We start from the raw sequence: 18,866 nt of genomic DNA on the forward strand, positions 1-18,866 counted from the left end.
TTAATTCGATTCACGCAATTGTTCCATCGCACGTAATTCTACTCGGCGAATTTTACCAGAAGTTGTTTTTGGTAGCTCTTGGACAAATTCAATTTTACGTGGATATTTATATGGGGCAGTAATTTTTTTAACGTGTTCTTGTAGTTCAGATACTAAGTCTTCTTGATTTGAAGCATTTTCAGTCAAAACAACAAAAGCTTTAACAACATTACCACGTAACGGATCTGGACTAGCAACAACCGCACATTCTTTTACAAGCCTATGTTGTACTAACGCATCTTCTATTTCAAAAGGTCCAATTGTATAACCAGAACTAATAATAATGTCATCACTACGTCCATCAAACCAATAGTAGCCATCTTCATCTTTCTTAGCTCGGTCACCCGTTAAATAATACTCACCTTTTCTCTGAGCTTTTGTACGTTCCATATCATTATAATAATGTTTAAATAATGCTGGAGAGCTTATATGTACTGCGATATGCCCCACTTCATTAACCCCGATTGGATTTCCTTCATCATCAACGATTTCAACTAAGTTTCCTGGAGTCGGGATACCCATTGAACCTACTTTTGCTTTAATATCCTTCATCGTTCCGATTAATAATGTATTTTCAGTTTGTCCATAACCATCTCTTACATCAACATTGAAATGCTTTTTAAATGTACGGATTACTTCTTGGTTTAAAGGCTCTCCTGCTGATACAGCACTCCTTAATGCTGGTAATTGATATTGATCTAGATTTTCAACCTTTGCCATAAATCGGTATTCGGTTGGCGTACTACAAAATACTGTTATATTTTGTTCCTTAAGCAATGTTAGGAAAGTATCTGCATCAAATTTCCCTTCATAAAAGAACCCTGTTGCCCCACTGCCTAATGTCGCTAAAAATGGACTCCATATCCACTTTTGCCATCCTGGTCCTGCAGTCGCCCATACAGTATCATCTTCAGTCACATCTAGCCAATTCGAAGCAACTGTACGAATATGAGCGTACCCCCAACTGTGAGTGTGTACAACACCTTTAGGATTGCCTGTCGTTCCTGACGTATAAGAAATAAACGCTAAATCATCACTTTTTGTTTCCACAGTTAATACATGAGCTCCACTAATTGCTTGGTCATTCAATGAAGTCCACACGGTTTGTTGATTATGAATAGTAAATAATTTATATTTTCCAGTTTTAGCAATATCGCTAAAAGTACCTATATATTCATCATGCGATACAATCGCTTTTACTTCACTATGTTCTAGACGGTATTGAATATCCTTAACCGTTAACATTTCAGATCCTGGGATTACAACACATCCAATTTTTAAAATAGCTAAATAAACTACATAAGTCTCAACACATCTTGGCATCATGACAAAAAGTTTGTCCCCTTTTTCGATGCCACTATTTTTAAATGTAAAAGCATATTGGTGAACTTGATTATAAAGTTCCTTATAAGTTAACTGATGGGATTCTCCATTTAGGTCAACCCACTTTAACGCCACTTTGTCGGTTGTAGCAAACTTTTCAATTTCCCAAACGAGATTATATACTTTTGGAGCGATTAGACTTGTACTGTTCATCTTAGTTAGTCCCCCTTTTGATCATTACTAAAATTATATTTTGAATTTTGCAAAATAGAATAATAATGGTTTCGTTACTTGTCTAGTCAATTCCTGCTATTTTTCGACTATTTTTCAGAAAATTTAAACAAAAACTCATAAAAAAAATAAACTACCTAAAAAAGATAGTTTATTTCATGATAAAAAGTGAATTAGGGTGAACTTGATTTTCACTACAGGATCCCGCTTTCAAAAGGGCTAGACCTAAACTTTCGTCACGTACCTTTCCAGTAAATCAATCACTTTCCACTGTAATACTATATGTACAAGTAAATGTTTCATTTGGATTTAAAATTTGAATACCAAGTTTATTTTTCATTTCTTTTACTGGGCCGATTTCATCTGCAATTCCATACCATGGCTCAATACATAGAAAAGGTGCTGTTTGTGTAGTCCATATTCCAACGTATGGAAACCCTTCGAAATCAACTTTGATTTTATTATTATGATTTTTCGAACGAATTGTCAGCACATTTTTATTAAGTTTTTCAAAAATTAATGCATCATCCTTAAACAAATCTCGTGTTAATGGTAATTTTTTAATATTTTGAGCGATTAGTTCTCTTTTACCACTTCGATATGGTCCTTCTAATTTAATTGTTTCTAATCTCTCTTCTTCTTCAAACTGTAAGTAATAATCCTCAAAAGTTTCATCTTCCTTTAGAGGTATGTTAAACGCTGGATGAGCCCCTATTGAAAATGGCATTGATTTCTGATCATTATTCGTTACAACATATTTAATAAAAACAGTATTATTTTCAATCTTATAATTAATATTTAATGAAAATTGAAATGGATATTTTAAAAGCGATTCTTCACTACTGATTAACTCATAGTTGATATAGTCTTCTTTCAATTCAGTTAATTGGAAATCCATATCTCTTGCAAAACCATGTTGAGAAAGCTCATAGACTCTATTATCTATTTTATATTGATTATCAATTAATTTACCTACATTCGGAAATAAAACAGGTGCATGTCTCCCCCAATAAACTGGATCAGCATTCCATAAATAATTTAAATTATCTTTTTTTGTATAGATACCCGTCAACTCTGCCCCCTGTGATTTAGTTGTAATTTTAATAAATTCATTTTCAATATATGACATGAACAGGCCTCTCCTTTAATTTTTCCCTTTATTATAGCAAAGTTAATCTTAAATATTAAATCAACCGAAAAGTGTATAACAAAATCTCCAAAATATTAAAAATGGGTAAAGACAAAGTCCCAAAAATTCAGATTTCAGACTACCTGAAAACGTTTGCCTTTCGAGGCGCGAAGCCTGATGAGGAGCGGAGTTACCTTTGACGGTAATGAGCACCGCAGGCAGGCGAAGCAACGAAGAAAGCGAGCGTTTTACAGGTAGTCTGAGCAAATAGAAAAGAGGTAGGTTTTACCCTACCCCTTAATCCATAATTATTTAAATTTATTATCTTGAATATCCACCAAGGCTTTGTTCAGCCATTTGTACTAAACGCTTTGTGATTTCACCACCAACAGATCCATTCGCACGAGAAGTTGTATCAGCGCCAAGATTTACACCAAATTCTGTAGCGATTTCATACTTCATTTGATCTAAAGCAGATTGAGCACCATCAACTAATAATTGATTGCTACCTGAATTATTTCTATTTGACATGTGTTGTCACCTCCTTGTGAGTATAGAGTGTGATAAAACACATATCTTCATTCATATTTCTGTTGGTAATTTTTAGTAATTTTATAAAAGTGCGTCGATATCGATTTCTACTTCTTTTGTTGACGATTGATTTCGAATCATTTCGTTCTCAAAAATGATTGATTCTCTATTAACAACAGCTTCATTTATTAGTTCTGTAAAGTCAAAACGACTCTCATAGCGAGCCACTTTATCACGTTTTGGTTTTGTTGTTGGATTAGCTGGAGTAAAAATTGTACAGCAATCCTCATAAGGTCTAATACTGATATCATACGTATCAATTTTTTTAGCAATATCCATAATCTCTAATTTATCCATAGCTAATAGAGGTCTTAAAACTGGATAATTAGTTACTTCATTGATTGTATGCATACTTTCCAATGTTTGGCTCGCCACTTGACCTAGGCTTTCACCAGTTGCTAAAGCAAGTGCTTTACGATCAACAGAAACTTGCTCAGCAACTCTTAGCATAACACGTCTCATGATTGTCATTGTGTAGCTTGCGGGCATTTCTTTATGAATTGCTTTTTGAAGTTCAGTAAATGGTATAACATGTAAAGTCACTCGTCTACAATATCTAGTTAGTTTACTTGCTAAATCAATTACTTTTTGTTTTGCACGATCACTCGTAAATGGAGGACTTTCAAAATGAATCGCCTCTATTGATACGCCTCGTTTTAACAACATATACGCTGCTACTGGACTATCGATTCCTCCAGATAGTAATAACATAACTTTTCCGCCAACTCCAACTGGATAGCCACCTGCACCATATTCTTCTCCACAAGTAATATAAGTGGCATCATCACGTACTTCTACTCGAACAGCTACATCTGGCTTATGAACATCTACAGTTAAGTGTTCTGTATTTTGGAGTATATACCCGCCTAGCTCGCGATTTAACTGCGGCGTATTTAATGGGAATTGTTTATAACTACGTTGTACGTTAACTTTAAACGTTTTAACGCTATCACCAAGCTCGTTAATCGCTTCAAGAGCACCTACTTTAATTGCTTCTAATTCAGTATCAACTTTTCTAGCATAACTAAACGTATGAATCCCAAAAACTTCTTTTAAATTGGCAGCAACCTTCTCATGGTCTTCACCATTTAATTTTATATACATACGATCACGCGTTGCAGTGATTTTAATTTTTTCAAAAGCTTTTAATCGATTACGAACATTCTCTCTTAATATACTTGTAAATCGACCTCGATTTTTTCCTTTTGTAGTCATTTCTCCATAACGAATTAAAATATATTCTACATTCATGCTGTTACCTCATTATTTTATATAAATTTTTAATTACTTCTTTAATTATTTTATTAAACTGCTCTACTTCACCCATTGTATTTTCATAAGAAAGACTAATTCTGATAGCACTACTTGCTACTTTTTCGCTCTTACCCATACTTTGTAATACACGGCTTATCTCAAAAGTTTTAGAAGAACATGCTGATTTTGTAGAAATAAAAACATTTTCTTCAGATAGAGCATGGACAATTACCTCAGGCTTTAATCCAACAAATGAAATATTTATTATATGAGGAGCAAAATCTGATTTTGGTGAGTTCAACACAGCGTCATTCATTTCTAAATTTTGAATGAGTTCATTTCTCATGTTATATAAGTGGTCATTCATTGTCTTTTGTTTTTCTAGTGTGATCCTTAAAGCTTTTGCCATCGAAACAATTCCTGCTAGATTTTCCGTTCCTGAACGAATCTCTCTTTCCTGTGAACCACCTGTCATTAAAGACGATAATGTTACACCTTCTCTAATATATAAAATTCCAGTTCCTTTTACACTATGAAATTTATGACCAGAAATAGTTAATAAATCGATCGCGGCTTGTTTAATATTTAATGGTACTTTACCGATCCCTTGAACAGCATCAACATGGAAAAATACTTTTGGATAACCCTTTAATAATTGCCCAATTTCAGCTATTGGTTGAATTGCTCCTGTTTCATTATTTACATGAATTACAGAAACTAAAATCGTATCATCTCTTAGCGCATTTTTTAATTGGTCTACAGAAATAAATCCATCTTCGTTTGGGGATAAGTAGGTTACTTCAAACCCTAGATCCTCTAATTGTTTATATGCCTCATAAATTGACGGATGTTCAATTTCAGTCGTAATTAAATGCTTCCCTCTCGAGCGATGCATCATGGCAGTTCCTTTTATTGCTAGATTATTACCCTCTGTTCCACCTGATGTAAAGATGATTTCTGACGGCTGAACTGATAAAAGCTCTGCAATTTGGATTCTAGCCTTTGAGAGTAATTGCTCTGAGCGTCCACCAAGCTTATGGATCGAAGAGGGGTTTCCAAAAAACTGCTCTGAAACAGTAATATATGTGTCCAATACCTCTTTATAAGGTTTAGTAGTCGCACTATTATCAAAATAAATCATATTTTTTCCGTACCTCCATATTGCTTGAGTCCATTTTTCATTATATCTGAAAACAGACGAAACCCCTAAGATTTTCATCTATAGGGGTAGTGTGTACTTTTGTTCATTTAGTATTTCTTGTAATTTATCGATTGCACCAGGTTCAACTTTTTCAATTGAAACGGCAGCTTCTTCTAGAGCTTCGTTATATTGGAATTCTCTAAATAATTGCTCTGCCTTGTCCATTGACGTTGCCATTTGTACATTTTTACTTCTATAGCGATTTCCATATTGTATCACTTTTTCTACGAAATATCCTTGTTCAATCATATATTTCGTATCATTATAGCAATCACTTACAGTTGTTACTGCTTTTTCTAGTAAAAATGATACGTGCGTCATTTTTAATGGCTTTTTCTCTAATTCCAAATAAACAATTTGCATACTTTCTTGAGCATCTTGTATTAGTTTCATAGAAGAAACTGGCATACCAGGTAAATTAGAAATTTGAACAAGACGTTTGACCTCTAACATTAATCGTTTCATTTCAATTAATTGATCACGAGCTTGTAATTCATCTTTTCGAAGTGCTTTTAACATTTCAACATACATCAAATGAGATTCTTTAACATCTTCCATTTGGTTTTTTAGTAAATCTAATTCTTCTCTTATTACAGAAAATGCAAGATCTTGTTCTGCTACACGAATCTGCAATAATTCAAACCGTTTTGTAATGATACTTACTTGTTTTTCAACCATTTTTTGAGCTTGAGTATCTTCTTCACTTAATTCATAAATTTGCTGAACTAATTGAGTCTCTTCTTTTGTTTTTAAATTATCTTCTCGAATACTTTGAATTTCTTCTTGGGCAGTCCATATTTCTTTTTCTACTACAAATTTACTCTCTACTTCTTTTTCTAATAAATCATAAATTGAATCGACTTTTGCTTTCACAAATTCAAGCTTGTCATTCGCTTCTGTGATTTCTAGTTTTTTAATTAATTCGACACATTCGATGCATATTTTAGAACAATCAATTGTTTCATTTTCTAATACTTCAAAATCAAGCGCATATCCTTCTGCTTTCATTTGCTTTAAGCCATCAACTAAATTATGTATTTGAGAGGGCATTGTAGTAGAAGATTCAATATATAAATCCGGAATGATTTCCATATTTGTTTTCAGTATATGTACTTGATCAGCAATTTCTCTTACTAAGCCTCTTGCCTCTAAATAGTTTCCTTTTTCAGTTGTTTCATTAAATAATTGGACTTGTTGTTTGATTTCATCCATCTTTTGTTCCAACTGAGTTTCAGAAATTGAATATAGATGACGATGAGTTAATAAAAGCTTTCTTTGCTCTAGATACTCTTGGTTTAACATTTCAATATCCGAATTATTTTGTTCTTCACTACCTACTAAGTCGCTTACCTCATTTAGAATTTTTTCGACGCTTGATTCTGCTTCGGTTAAGCTTCCCTCAATTTCACTAATCCCTGCTTTAGCTTTCATGAAATGATATTTATTAATTGCCTCATCTATTACTGAGATCGAATCAGTTACTTTCGGTAAAAAAGTTGTAACTAGTTCATCCCAATCGGTTCTCCATTTATCAAAAAGCTCTTCCGTTTGGCCGGTCATATTTAAGGCCTTTAGCTTTGAAAGTTCATCCGTAACGGGCTTACTCATTAACTGCATTCTCCACGCTTCAAGTTCATCAAGCTTTTTGTATAAACGTTGTCGAATTGTTAAGGCTACAATCATTAATGCGATAACAATACCTATTACGACTAAAATTACATAGAATGTCATTGTCATTTTTCCTGATGTACCTCCTCTACTGCCATCTGAATCTATTTTAGAATCTATTTATTTGTACGTTAATTTTTGAATTAATAAATCGCTCTTTATTTAGGTCATAGTTAATAATAACATGATAAAGTTGATTTTTGGCTTAATTTTTTCAATTTTTTCATATTTTTATCAAACTATAATAAATACTGTAAAAGCTTGTAGAAATTTCAGATTTTTAAGCAACGAAAAACGCCTTTTATTGTGATTTTTCACAATGAAAAGGCGACCATTTAGGATGATAGTTCTACTCGGTTAACTAGACGCTCATCCTTATCGATAAGTGATTCGATCCACTTCTCTACATACTCTTTGTATCTCTCAAAAAAATATAGATCATTTTGCTGTATATACAATACCTCATTTAAATAGCTTGGAAATAAGTACGGTGTTGAAAGGAAGGATTTTAGCTGGACGAAAAAGACTGAAAATGGCATCGTTAGTTTCGTATTAGATATACGAATGGCATCATAAATTTGAGTAAAAGTATAACGCTCTCTTGCTAAATAAGTCATCATAATTTCACGAATGAAGACAGAGTCGATTGTCAGTTCTCTGTAAAAAATCGAAGCATATTCCTTTTTTAAAAAGTAATAATTTAATACTTCATCAACAAGGTTCATTAAAATTAAATTTGCGTTTTTATCATATAATGACAAACAATGTTTATCTAAAATTTCAACGTATCCTTCTAAAAACTCTACTATAATATGTTCAAGTAAACCTTGTTTACCTTTAAAATAATATGAAATCGTCGCAATATTTACATTTGCCTTTTTAGAAATATCCCTTACTGAAGTACCATGGTATCCATTAATTTTAAATAAAGTAAGCGCTGTCTCGATGACTTTCTTCTTTGTTGCAAGTTTATCTTGCTCCATACTCGTCACCCTCTTTTACAACATCAATTCCTTTACTAATTAGCGAAATATTGATAATTTCCTCTACAAATCGGTCGACAAAATTACCAGTATTCTTTCTAAATATGCTATGATATTTCACATGAAATAGGGAAAGGGGTCTACAAATGTTTCAAAAAGTCGAATATTCAGGTACGAAAGAACAACAATATAATACTCTAACAGCTCAAGTAAAAGCTTTAATAGATGGTGAACATAACCTAATTGCTAATTTAGCAAATACATCTGCCTTATTAAATCAGTTTTTGCACCAAATAAATTGGGTTGGATTTTATTTAAAAGATGGAGATCGTAATGAATTAGTTTTAGGCCCATTTGTAGGTCTTCCTGCTTGTGTGCGTATACCATACGGCAAAGGTGTTTGCGGTACATCTGCCGAAACAAAAACAGTTCAAAGAATCGATAATGTTCACGACTTTCCTGGCCACATCGCTTGTGATGCTGCATCAAATTCAGAAATCGTTATTCCTTTAATGAATAACGGTGAAGTAATTGGAGTTTTAGATATCGATAGTCCTGAATTCAATCGTTTTGATGAAACGGATCAAAAATATCTTCAAGCAATCGTCAATTTAATTGAAGAAACAATCAGATAAGAAAATTTGATTTTAAAAAGGAATCTTTTGTGGATTTCTTTTTTCTTTATATAAAAAGTTAAAAACAAAACTGCCCTTGACTATTTTATACTATCTGGTTATAATATTTTTTGTGTAAAATAACGCAGCGTTGTAAGCACAGGCTTGATATTTATTTTGTTCCTCTACTGTTTAAGAGGTGTCATCGCGTAACTCTGGCTGCTGGAGCGAGGATACATGAAAGCAAAATAAACAATCTGGGGCTACACGAACGTTTTTATTTTACTCCAAAATAAAAACTAAAGGAGGAGACAATCAATGTCTCGTTATACAGGATCTACTTGGAAATTATCTCGCCGTTTAGGCATTTCATTAAGCGGAACAGGTAAAGAATTAGAAAAACGCCCTTACGCACCAGGTCAACACGGACCTAACCAACGTAAAAAATTATCAGAATATGGTTTACAATTACAAGAGAAGCAAAAGCTTCGTCACATGTTTGGTGTTAATGAGCGCCAATTCCGTCGCACTTTTGATATCGCTGGTAAATTAACTGGTAAACATGGTGAAAACTTCATGATCTTATTAGAAACTCGTTTAGACAACGTAGTTTACCGTATGGGTCTTGCTCGTACTCGTCGTGCTGCTCGTCAATTAGTTAACCACGGTCACATCTTAGTTGATGGCAAACGTGTAGACATCCCTTCTTTCCGCGTGAAAATTGGCCAAACTATCAGCTTACGTGAAAAATCACAAAACTTAGCTGTAGTTAAAGAAGCTGTTGAAGTTAACAACTTTGTACCTGAGTACATCACTTTCAACGCTGACAAATTAGAAGGTACTTTCAACCGCTTACCAGAGCGTTCTGAATTACCAGCTGAAATCAACGAAGCTCTTATCGTTGAATTCTACAACCGTTAATAACAATGCTATGTAAATAGCATTTATAAAATCCCTAGAAACGTTGATATATCAACACTTCTAGGGATTTTTTATATTTTGTCAACCAACACATAAATTATCTTGTACTAATTGAAATGTACAAGTCATATTTGAAATATTGCATTTCAAATATGATCTCACACTTATCGATGTAATGTGGTAAAGTTTTCATTGGATAATATATCCAAAAAATCATTTTGGAGGTAATAATGAAAACGCTAAATAAAGGAATTACTAAACATATTACTGAGAACAATGCCAAACATGTAAACTCTCAATCGAGTTTGCCTGCTCCACCAATTTTACAAGGTCGTGCAGTAAACGATGAGTATCCTCAAATGCCTGCACCAACAGTTGAAGGATTTTCTAATGAAGATGGTACTGATGGTTCTGTTTCTGCATATATAAAAAAAGTCGGGAAAGACCAAGCTAAAAAATGTTTACAAAAACTTTAAAAAGTAAATTTGTGGCAATTGGTGCAGCTCCAGTAGCTTATTTACTTAGCAAAGGCTTAGATTTTGCATTAGATTATATGGATTTAGGTGGTAAACTAGCAAGTTTTATTGATAGTAAAGATAAAAAACCAAAGAATGGGTGGATTGATGTTTAAGAATACTAACGAAGTATTTAAATTTATCTTTAGTAATTTTAAATTCAAGACAGAAGTACTTTTATGCATCATTATAGGATTTTGGGGAGATTCCATTCTCAATAATCTATTCGATATGGACATAAGTACTTTATCACTATTTACTATACAATTTTTAAGTGCTGTTTTAATTATAGTAATAGGTAGATTTATAAGAAAGCTATTATAATGACAGTTTTAATCTTTAAAGATAAATTCTATTTTTTCAATTTACTCCGAGTTTTTTCTTCGCAGTTCACTACCATTCTTTTAAGTATCTATCTAACATTTTAAAATTTTTGCTTTTTTCTATACATCTAGAAGTACCTTTACCAATCCGTTCACTTAACTTACCACTCTTCTCTTAAAACGCTTTAACAACTACTAGTGTTTTCACGCCAAAAAATTTCAGTTGAAGTATAATTCAGAACAATAAAAAAGAACCACGCCGCTATGTAGTGACCCCATAAAGTTAGACTGGTTACTTCAATTAGGCAGCTTGTTGGGCATGAACTCGGTATTTTACTGGGCTCATGCCTTTTAATTTTGCCTTAATTCGTTTGTTATTGTAGTAATCTATATATTTAGCTAGTTCTTGTTTAAAGTGTTCAACACTGTTAAATTCTTTTAGATAAAGTAGTTCAGATTTCATGATACTAAAGAAACTTTCTATTACTGCGTTATCGTAACAGTTTCCTTTTCGTGACATACTCTGCGTGATACCACGTTTAATTAAGGTAGTACGATATTTTTCCATTTGATAGTGCCAGCCTTGGTCTGAATGAATTAGTAGTATATCGGAATCTGTTAAACGTTCAAGAGACTGTTCTAACATAGTTGATACAAGTGAATAAGTTGGACGTGAACCAATTGTATAAGCAATTATTTCACCGTTATATAAGTCCAACATAGGTGAAAAATATAGCTTTTCTCCAAATAATTTAAATTCAGTAATATCTGTAACCCATTTCTCATTTGGTTTATCTGCTTGGAAATTTCTATCTAAAATATTAGGCGCAACCTTACCCACTTCACCTTTGTAAGAGCGATATTTCTTTACCTTTACAAGTGATTTTATCCCTAGTACTTTCATGAGTCGTTGAACTTTTTTATGATTTATTTTATAACCACGATTCGTAAGCTCGTCTCGAATTTTACGATAGCCATAACGACCTTCATGTTCCTCATAAATTTCTTTTATCATTACTTTTATCTCAGTGTCTGGATCAGGACGTTCTAGATTTTTCATCCAATAATAGTACGTACTACGCGGAATACTGGCGAGCAGTAGAAGTTCTTTTAACGAAAACTCATGCCTTAATTCACAGACAACTTTTACTTTGTCTTGTTTCGTGATTTTTCCTTGTTTTGAACTAAGGCATTCAACTTTTTTAGATACGCATTTTCCATGCGCAAACGTTCTATTTCAGCTTGAAGCTCTTCTACTGATCCTTTAAGTGGAGTTGTTTTCTTTGTTTCTTTTTTCATGGAAGATCGCCCCTTTTTCTTTGATTCTAGGGCGTCTTGTCCTTGTGTTTCAAATTGAGTCCTCCATTTTCGAATCGTTCTAGGGGAAGGAATATTGAAAATTGCAGCTGCTTCATTCGGTGACGTCCCGTGGTCATTCATATACTTTAATACGTTTAGTTTAAACTGTACCGAATAACTTGTATATGACTTTTTAAGCAAGCCATTAATCCCATTTTCCTTATATTGAGCTACCCAGTTTCTCACTTCAGCATGGGACGTTCCAAATAACTTACCAATAGAACGAAAACTTTCCTTACCTTCTAAATAACGCATAACTACCGCTAATTTATGTTCAGTAGTAAATTTAGTCATAAAAAATGCACCTCCAAATGTTAGTCGTGTCTAACATTTGGGGTGCACTTCACTAGCTCTAGGCTGGTTCTTTATCATTTCATATATAAAAGTTTGGAGGTCTCATATGTTAATTTTCCTAATCACGTAAATAGTATCAAAATCAACCCAAATTATATTAATTCAATTTTGAAATTTTATATTTAAAATAAGGAATCACACAACCTCTATTAATAGAGTAATGTTTTCATAAGTCCAAAAATATTACTATATGGAGGTATTACATGAAAAAATTATTTAAACAAGCTACTGTTACTGCAATAACAGCAGCTATCTTAGGTTCTATTATTCCAATGAAGTCTCATGCTGAAGAGATCATCAAACCAATTAAAGAGAACACTATTAATCAAGTAAACACTCAAACTAGTTTACCAGCACCACCTTTCTTACAAGGTAGAGCAGTAAATGATAAATATCCTCAAATACCTATGCCTACTGTAGAAGCATTTTCTAATGAAGATGGAACTGGAACAGGGTATTTAAATGTTTCTTGGAAGCCTGTTGAAGGTGTCACAAAATATCAGATAATCTTATTTAATGGATCAATACATAGTTACTGGGATGTTCCTGCAAACCAGACCACATGGACTACAAAAGGAAAAGGTATGTTCCCAACTGATGAACAAATTGAATTAGGACAGGTAAACTTCTTACGCAATGGCAATGGAACAGATTTCGCTTCAGATCCATCAACACTTTATCAAAAAGCATTTGAAGTTAACGGAGGTTTGAATTATTCTGAAAGTACCGAGTATTACGTTCGTGTAGCAGGAGTCTATGAAGATGGAGCAACTCCAATTTCTTATGCTGCATCTGCAATATTCCCTATAGAAGCACCACCTTTTCTAAAAGAATTATCTGAAGAAGAATTAAATCTGCTTACAGTAGATTTACAATCCTTGTACATAATTGAAAATTTAAAGCAAGAAACTTCTGAAATAACTACAAATGGTGTAAAATCAAAAGCAGCTTTAAAAGTTGCTAGTATGTTAATAAAATCTGGAGATAAAACTGTAGACATCTTAGACAAAATGGGTTTACTTGATAAGGCAGCTGCTAAAAGTTTTAAACGTGTAACGAGTAAATCTGGAAACTGGGTAAATTCTATAGCATCTATGGGCGACTCTGCGGCTGCTTATGCTAGAACACACTTACCTGAGCAATTAAGGAAATGGGGAATTACAAACAAAGGTACTCGAGAAATGATAGCAAACGCAGTTTCATACGCAATTAAAGCTGCAGATTGGATATTTTTATGAATTTTACCGAATTAACTAACACCAATAGAGAAGTAAGAGGAATTATTTATGATATATGTGCCACATACAATATTATTTTATTAGATAATAGAAAAAGTGCTGCATTATACATGATAAGAAAAGAATATTCCGATCTAGATTTACCTGATATAGTGGACACAAATTTTAAATCGAAACTAACATCAATATTTGACAAAAAATTAAACGTTTCATTGACACTAGTAATAAAAGCATGTGAACATGACGAAATTTTTCTAGATTTTGTAAATTTTTTAGAAAACTTAGCCCATTAAACAGTAAAAAAGTCATCTTATAAAGGATGACTTCGTGGCTAGGGACTGTCACCCTATTATGCGCATGCAGGGCACACCTCTAACCCCCCCTATTATAGTAATAGGGGGGTTTATTTATTTCAAGTTTGTACTAGTACTCACTAAACCATTAGAAACATCGGCTAAATTGTTTTTAATGTAGTTTTATAAATTCAATTTTTATTTTAGTATAATAGGCTTTTGTCTTTACAAAGCGTTGAAGAAAATTAACTTAAAACTACATCCCCTATCGATCTTCGAAATGTTCCATTTTTAAAACAAAATGCCTTTTTTTAGACACACTCAAATCTCAATATTTATTATACACTTACATTGTGAATAGATTTACATACTATAAATTCGGAGGTTTGATATGAAAAAAGCTTTTGTCGTTATTCTTTCTCTAGTTTTAACTTTTACATTTTCCTATCGATTTTTAGCCAAAAAAACCGAGAATGTTATGGCTGAAGAAATTAAAAATTTCACAGTAGAGAAACAAGTTTCGAATGCTCCTTCTACTGAACTTTTGACAGATATAGATTCTCTAAAAGAAGTTAATGAGGAATTAGCAAAGAAAAATACCTTTGAAATAGGTCAGGATGTTGTAGTTTCAAAAGATGAACCTGGAGTTGAAATAGGGGTTAATGAAATTGGAGATTTACAAATAGATGTGTCAAACGAAGATGTTTTAAACGACCTACAGAAGTCAGGTGTCATTAATCCATTAGAAGATGAAAATATTCTTGGATACACTGTAGTTATTAAAGAGGACCAAATTGACAGTTATCTCGACAAGGAAGTTGCAACTCCTATTAAAGCTAGATGGGAAAACGGGTTATATGTCAAAAAAGGTAATACTACTTATGGGAATGGTGAAGTGATTCGTATGAGTTCTTATAAAGGTAAATGTACCGCATCAATGTCTATAACTGAGTCAAGACAGATAGAAGTTTCTGGTACTGCAGGTTTACCTATTAAAGCAATAGCTGGGGAATTAGGAATTTCTTATAAAAGCAACTATACTATTTCTGACACCTACGAAGTAAGTATTCCAGCCGGTAAAACTTATCGTATCACTGCAAAGGATTACTTAAAGATATATAATTTTGAAGTATGGAATAATCCATGGATCGGAACCGACAAAAAAGAATCCTCCGGTAAATATAAAAGACCTGTTGGAATTGCTTTTACATATTCGGTGATTAAATAGATCATTCATATTTAACTTTCTGATTTTAGGTAAAAATTTACAACCAAAAAAGAATCATAAATATTATATGATACCTAGATTAACTTAATAATGCATACATCATAAACTCCCTACCAGACTTGATAGGGAGTTTATTTATTCCTCTTCATTTTTTATATAAGCTTACTAAAAAGAGCCCTCGACTTTACTCGAAGGGCTACTTATGCGGAAATGAGAGGTGTATTTAAATAATCTTTTATATTATTTTAATTTCACTACCGCTAAGTCATGTTGCAGTGCATTATTACCTTCTTGAGGATCAAATGCAATGTCACTAAGTCCAAATACATTTACTATAACATCTTGATCTTTCGGATGAAGAATTCTTACTTCATATGCAAATAAATTTGGTGGAAGTTGGAAAGATCTAAATGTTCTATAAGAGTTTGGTGGAATTGTTATTGTAGTTGGGTCAACCATAGGAAGAATCACAGGTGAACCGCTGGACCAGTTAAACATGAATACACTCACAGAACGAGCGTCATCAGGGTCAAGATTAACTGCTTCAACTGTTAAAAACTGAGTATCAGAATGTCTTCTTAATACCCCAGTTGATAAAAATTTTGAACATTTTGACGACATCAACGTCACTCCTTTTATATTATTTGGACAAGCAAATCCATATAATATAAAATGTTTCAACAAGAAGAATTGAAACGGACATTGGTACAAATTAAAAGATAGTTTTTATAAAAAAGGTATAGTTGCCCGCAATCTTTAGATTTGTTTATAGTAAATAGCTTTTAAAATAGATAAACATTCTCTAAAGTATGCATTCGGTATGATTACTTTTGGTGTTTTTGCAGGAAGACCGACTACATTTAACCCTTGTTTTTTAGCCAATTTTAAAGATCTAAATAAATGATAATCATTTGAAACAACGACTCCCTGAGCTTGATCGTTTTGAATGAGTTTTTTGGAGAATTTCATATTCTCGTATGTATTTGTTGATAAATCTTCTATAACGATTCGATTTTCTTCAATTCCTAATTTGATTAATTCTAGCCTCATACATTCAGCTTCTGATATCAATTCATCGTTACCTTTTCCACCTGAAACAATAATTTTAGCACTTCTATTTTCCTTAGCATATTTAGCTGCTGTTTCAATTCGATAACGTAAAGCTCTTGTAGGCTTATCTTTTTTCAAACCAGCACCTAACACAATAACATAATCGGCGTTTTTAGGTACTTTATGCTGATATTGCAAAAAGCTATTTACACCGATAAAAACGATACAGAATACATAGCTTAGTATCCCAATAATTATTATATATGTAATTATTTTAAATAAGCTCATTACCTTTATCCCCTTAAATAAAATTACTTTAACCTTTATTCTATCTAATAATTAAGTGGATTTCACTAAATTTTGGAATATTCCACAAATATTTAACATTATTTGAAATAGCCTGTAAATAAAAAATCCCCTATCCGAAAAGAAATGCCTTTGCCTTTCTTTCGTATAAGGGATTGATTGATTCAAAATTATTTATTCATTTATCTAGGATACTTCTCGCCCATAGGATTATGTTGATCCTTCGAAAGTCTCTTTTGATGTGCTTTCGTTTTTGCATCTACATGATTTGCATCACTAGGACGATTTTTCTTAGAACCACCTGCTGCATGACTCATTTTTTTCCCTCCATTAACCAGTTCGTACAAAAACTAGTTTACGTAGAAACAAATTGTTTATGCGACTTTTCTTGAACTTTCACCTTTATTTTCAACTTCTAATCCTTTACCCAATAAAGCAGCTATCATACTGAATAATGGCGTAATAAATAATACAAATGAAAACGGTAAGTAATCAATAACAGGTACTCCTAATGTTGAAGCAAAAAATGCTCCACTTACACTCCAAGGAACGATTGGATTAAAAAGTGTTCCTCCATCTTCTAATGCACGTGATAAGTTTTTAAGTGGAATATTTTTTTTGATAAATACATCCTTTAATAATTGCCCAGGAAGTAGAATTGATAAATATTGTTCACCTGTTAAAAGATTTACACTCATAGCCGATAATGTACTTGCAATAATAATATTCCCTTTACGTTTCAAATTAGATAATGACTGTATTAATGTCTCGAATACACGTAGCTCTTGTAATAATCCGCCTAAAGCAAGTGCAATAAATATTAATGACACAGACCACATCATCGATTGTAATCCTCCACGGTTAACAATCGAATTAAGCATTTCATTTCCTGTATCCGTTTGGAATCCATCTTGTAAGGTTTTAAACACTTTTGCAAGCGTAATACCTTTTTGAATGAAAAACGCTAAAACTAATGAACTAACAATACCTGCAGACATTGTTGGTAAAGTTGAAAAACCTCTAAATGCCATAATAAAAACGATTAAACATGGGATTAATAACAATGGATTCACTTCAAAGCTAGATGAAATTGCTTTTTTCATTTCTGTAACTTGCGCCATATCTGTATTACCATGCCCCATACCAATGATTAAGAATAAAATAATGGTAACAATTAATGCTGGAATTGTTGTATATGCCATGTGTCGAATATGCTCATTAACCTTTATTCCTAAAATACTTGGAACGAAATTCGTTGTATCTGAGATCGGTGACATCTTATCACCAAAACACGCTCCACTAATAATCGCACCTGCAGCAATTGCTGGTGGAATCCCCATAATATGAGCGATTCCCATTAACGCAACACCAACTGTAGCGATTGTTGTAAACGTACTACCTGTAAAACTAGCAACAATGATTGTAATAAAAATTGCACTGATCGCAAACCATTTCGCTGAAAGAACAGAAATTCCGTAAAATAATAATGTAGGTACTGTACCACTTAGCATCCAAGAACCAATTAATAAACCAATCATCATTAAGATTAATGTTGGTGACAATCCATTTTGAATACCTTTTTTCATACCATTTTCAATCTGTTCCCATTTAAATCCCTTAAATAGTCCAAATACAGCTAAACAAACAACACATAGAAGAAGTGGAATTTGTGGATCTGATTTTAATATAACTAGACAACTAGACATAATAACTGCGAATAGTACGATTAACGTACCTAATTCTATATTTTTCATTTATATACTCTCCCTTATTTATACATCCATATATACGTGTTCACGAAACTTTACAAACCCAAGTTTCTCATAAAAGCTACTTGCATTTTTATTATCGATCCAATAATCTAACTCAATTCTAGAAAGATTATTCTCACGTGCAAATGAAGCAATTTTATGAATTAAGAATGAACCGTATCCCTTATTTCTTTTTTCTTCATTAATACTGATCTGATGAACATACCCTAACCGAAAAGCCTTTTTAATAGGTCCTTCAGCAATATTTTTTATTTCAATCCAAGCATAACCGACTAATTCTTCGACATCTTTTACGACGAAAAAATGATGTTCTGGTTTATCAACTACACTCTTGAAAAACTCAGTTATTTCAGCCGGATTATGAACTTTAAAAAACTCTGGAAATAAATCAGCATGTAGGTTTTGAACACCTTCATTAAGTTTTGCCAATATTCGGTAATCTTTCGTTGCAAATATCTCCATGATTTTCACCCT

General features: G+C 32.7%; 19 protein-coding genes. 6 read left to right on the forward strand and 13 right to left on the reverse strand.

From position 1 onward, the window contains the following. The 7 genes from mbcS to refZ form a co-directional block, all read right to left on the reverse strand. Complete coding sequence (gene mbcS, locus AB1282_RS01240) at nucleotides 1-1,575, reverse strand: acyl-CoA synthetase MbcS (protein ID WP_056472168.1); 1,575 nt, start codon at nucleotides 1,573-1,575, stop codon at nucleotides 1-3. Nucleotides 1,576-1,849: 274 nt separating this feature from the next. Further along, on the reverse strand, nucleotides 1,850-2,722 hold the full coding sequence (locus AB1282_RS01245; RefSeq protein ID WP_429898274.1) for an aldose 1-epimerase family protein: 873 nt from the start codon (nucleotides 2,720-2,722) through the stop codon (nucleotides 1,850-1,852). A gap of 321 nt (nucleotides 2,723-3,043) precedes the next feature. Next, nucleotides 3,044-3,253 (reverse strand): alpha/beta-type small acid-soluble spore protein, encoded by a 210-nt coding sequence (locus AB1282_RS01250; protein ID WP_056472162.1) that lies wholly within the window; start codon nucleotides 3,251-3,253, stop codon nucleotides 3,044-3,046. Nucleotides 3,254-3,334: 81 nt separating this feature from the next. Further along, complete coding sequence (gene thiI / locus AB1282_RS01255) at nucleotides 3,335-4,564, reverse strand: tRNA uracil 4-sulfurtransferase ThiI (protein ID WP_056472158.1); 1,230 nt, start codon at nucleotides 4,562-4,564, stop codon at nucleotides 3,335-3,337. Between the two features lie 4 nt (nucleotides 4,565-4,568). Continuing rightward, nucleotides 4,569-5,708, reverse strand: coding sequence for a cysteine desulfurase family protein (locus AB1282_RS01260; protein WP_429898275.1), 1,140 nt, complete (start codon nucleotides 5,706-5,708; stop codon nucleotides 4,569-4,571). Between the two features lie 78 nt (nucleotides 5,709-5,786). Beyond that, on the reverse strand, nucleotides 5,787-7,505 hold the full coding sequence (gene ezrA / locus AB1282_RS01265) for a septation ring formation regulator EzrA (protein WP_429898276.1): 1,719 nt from the start codon (nucleotides 7,503-7,505) through the stop codon (nucleotides 5,787-5,789). A 266-nt stretch (nucleotides 7,506-7,771) separates the two neighbouring features. After that, entirely contained in the window at nucleotides 7,772-8,419 is a 648-nt protein-coding gene (gene refZ / locus AB1282_RS01270) for a forespore capture DNA-binding protein RefZ (protein ID WP_056472152.1), read from the reverse strand. Nucleotides 8,420-8,565: 146 nt separating this feature from the next. Between refZ and AB1282_RS01275 the strand changes: the two genes are divergently transcribed. From AB1282_RS01275 to AB1282_RS01290, 4 genes are all read left to right on the forward strand, one after another. After that, complete coding sequence (locus tag AB1282_RS01275) at nucleotides 8,566-9,054, forward strand: GAF domain-containing protein (RefSeq protein WP_056472149.1); 489 nt, start codon at nucleotides 8,566-8,568, stop codon at nucleotides 9,052-9,054. A 297-nt stretch (nucleotides 9,055-9,351) separates the two neighbouring features. Then, entirely contained in the window at nucleotides 9,352-9,954 is a 603-nt protein-coding gene (gene rpsD, locus AB1282_RS01280; protein ID WP_056472146.1) for a 30S ribosomal protein S4, read from the forward strand. Nucleotides 9,955-10,184: 230 nt separating this feature from the next. Further along, on the forward strand, nucleotides 10,185-10,430 hold the full coding sequence (locus AB1282_RS01285) for a hypothetical protein (RefSeq protein ID WP_429898277.1): 246 nt from the start codon (nucleotides 10,185-10,187) through the stop codon (nucleotides 10,428-10,430). Further along, nucleotides 10,412-10,585, forward strand: a complete 174-nt coding sequence (locus AB1282_RS01290) for a hypothetical protein (protein ID WP_429898278.1) — start codon at nucleotides 10,412-10,414, stop codon at nucleotides 10,583-10,585. Before AB1282_RS01285 ends, AB1282_RS01290 begins: the two co-directional genes overlap by 19 nt. A gap of 508 nt (nucleotides 10,586-11,093) precedes the next feature. Here the strand turns inward: AB1282_RS01290 and AB1282_RS01295 are convergent. Continuing rightward, nucleotides 11,094-12,445 (reverse strand): IS3 family transposase gene (locus AB1282_RS01295; RefSeq protein ID WP_429898279.1). Its coding sequence is split into 2 segments (ribosomal slippage): nucleotides 11,094-11,998 and nucleotides 11,998-12,445, totalling 1,353 coding nucleotides; the frame shifts between segments, so codons are not numbered across the junction. A 263-nt stretch (nucleotides 12,446-12,708) separates the two neighbouring features. On the opposite strand from AB1282_RS01295, the gene AB1282_RS01300 reads away from it, so the two are divergent. Continuing rightward, nucleotides 12,709-13,743: a hypothetical protein gene (locus AB1282_RS01300; protein ID WP_429898280.1), complete on the forward strand. Its 1,035-nt coding sequence runs from the start codon at nucleotides 12,709-12,711 to the stop codon at nucleotides 13,741-13,743. A 684-nt stretch (nucleotides 13,744-14,427) separates the two neighbouring features. Next, nucleotides 14,428-15,264: a hypothetical protein gene (locus tag AB1282_RS01305; protein ID WP_429898281.1), complete on the forward strand. Its 837-nt coding sequence runs from the start codon at nucleotides 14,428-14,430 to the stop codon at nucleotides 15,262-15,264. A gap of 240 nt (nucleotides 15,265-15,504) precedes the next feature. On the opposite strand, the gene AB1282_RS01310 is transcribed toward AB1282_RS01305, so the two are convergent. From AB1282_RS01310 to AB1282_RS01330, 5 genes are all read right to left on the reverse strand, one after another. Continuing rightward, on the reverse strand, nucleotides 15,505-15,885 hold the full coding sequence (locus AB1282_RS01310; protein ID WP_056473506.1) for a hypothetical protein: 381 nt from the start codon (nucleotides 15,883-15,885) through the stop codon (nucleotides 15,505-15,507). 135 nt (nucleotides 15,886-16,020) lie between these two features. Next, on the reverse strand, nucleotides 16,021-16,602 hold the full coding sequence (locus AB1282_RS01315; RefSeq protein WP_429898282.1) for a YdcF family protein: 582 nt from the start codon (nucleotides 16,600-16,602) through the stop codon (nucleotides 16,021-16,023). 200 nt (nucleotides 16,603-16,802) lie between these two features. Then, nucleotides 16,803-16,937 carry a hypothetical protein gene (locus AB1282_RS01320; RefSeq protein WP_088013475.1) on the reverse strand — a complete coding sequence of 45 codons (135 nt, stop codon included), beginning with the start codon at nucleotides 16,935-16,937 and terminating at the stop codon, nucleotides 16,803-16,805. A 57-nt stretch (nucleotides 16,938-16,994) separates the two neighbouring features. Then, nucleotides 16,995-18,374 (reverse strand): Na+/H+ antiporter NhaC, encoded by a 1,380-nt coding sequence (nhaC, locus tag AB1282_RS01325; protein WP_429898283.1) that lies wholly within the window; start codon nucleotides 18,372-18,374, stop codon nucleotides 16,995-16,997. Between the two features lie 18 nt (nucleotides 18,375-18,392). Beyond that, nucleotides 18,393-18,854, reverse strand: a complete 462-nt coding sequence (locus AB1282_RS01330) for a GNAT family N-acetyltransferase (protein ID WP_429898284.1) — start codon at nucleotides 18,852-18,854, stop codon at nucleotides 18,393-18,395. Nucleotides 18,855-18,866 lie beyond the last annotated feature (12 nt).

The sequence above is a fragment of the Gottfriedia sp. S16(2024) genome (genome assembly GCF_050473765.1).
Lineage (GTDB): Bacteria > Bacillota > Bacilli > Bacillales > Bacillaceae_G > Gottfriedia.

Coding starts and splice junctions, on each gene's coding strand:
- AB1282_RS01245 (WP_429898274.1), bottom strand. CDS start 2,722: ATGTCATATATTGAAAATGAATTTATTAAAATTACAACTAAATCACAG.
- AB1282_RS01300 (WP_429898280.1), top strand. CDS start 12,709: ATGAAAAAATTATTTAAACAAGCTACTGTTACTGCAATAACAGCAGCT.
- AB1282_RS01305 (WP_429898281.1), top strand. CDS start 14,428: ATGAAAAAAGCTTTTGTCGTTATTCTTTCTCTAGTTTTAACTTTTACA.
- AB1282_RS01250 (WP_056472162.1), bottom strand. CDS start 3,253: ATGTCAAATAGAAATAATTCAGGTAGCAATCAATTATTAGTTGATGGT.
- ezrA (WP_429898276.1), bottom strand. CDS start 7,505: ATGACAATGACATTCTATGTAATTTTAGTCGTAATAGGTATTGTTATC.
- rpsD (WP_056472146.1), top strand. CDS start 9,352: ATGTCTCGTTATACAGGATCTACTTGGAAATTATCTCGCCGTTTAGGC.
- AB1282_RS01310 (WP_056473506.1), bottom strand. CDS start 15,885: ATGTCGTCAAAATGTTCAAAATTTTTATCAACTGGGGTATTAAGAAGA.
- AB1282_RS01320 (WP_088013475.1), bottom strand. CDS start 16,937: ATGAGTCATGCAGCAGGTGGTTCTAAGAAAAATCGTCCTAGTGATGCA.
- AB1282_RS01330 (WP_429898284.1), bottom strand. CDS start 18,854: ATGGAGATATTTGCAACGAAAGATTACCGAATATTGGCAAAACTTAAT.
- mbcS (WP_056472168.1), bottom strand. CDS start 1,575: ATGAACAGTACAAGTCTAATCGCTCCAAAAGTATATAATCTCGTTTGG.
- AB1282_RS01275 (WP_056472149.1), top strand. CDS start 8,566: ATGTTTCAAAAAGTCGAATATTCAGGTACGAAAGAACAACAATATAAT.
- refZ (WP_056472152.1), bottom strand. CDS start 8,419: ATGGAGCAAGATAAACTTGCAACAAAGAAGAAAGTCATCGAGACAGCG.
- AB1282_RS01285 (WP_429898277.1), top strand. CDS start 10,185: ATGAAAACGCTAAATAAAGGAATTACTAAACATATTACTGAGAACAAT.
- AB1282_RS01290 (WP_429898278.1), top strand. CDS start 10,412: ATGTTTACAAAAACTTTAAAAAGTAAATTTGTGGCAATTGGTGCAGCT.
- AB1282_RS01260 (WP_429898275.1), bottom strand. CDS start 5,708: ATGATTTATTTTGATAATAGTGCGACTACTAAACCTTATAAAGAGGTA.
- thiI (WP_056472158.1), bottom strand. CDS start 4,564: ATGAATGTAGAATATATTTTAATTCGTTATGGAGAAATGACTACAAAA.
- nhaC (WP_429898283.1), bottom strand. CDS start 18,374: ATGAAAAATATAGAATTAGGTACGTTAATCGTACTATTCGCAGTTATT.
- AB1282_RS01315 (WP_429898282.1), bottom strand. CDS start 16,602: ATGAGCTTATTTAAAATAATTACATATATAATAATTATTGGGATACTA.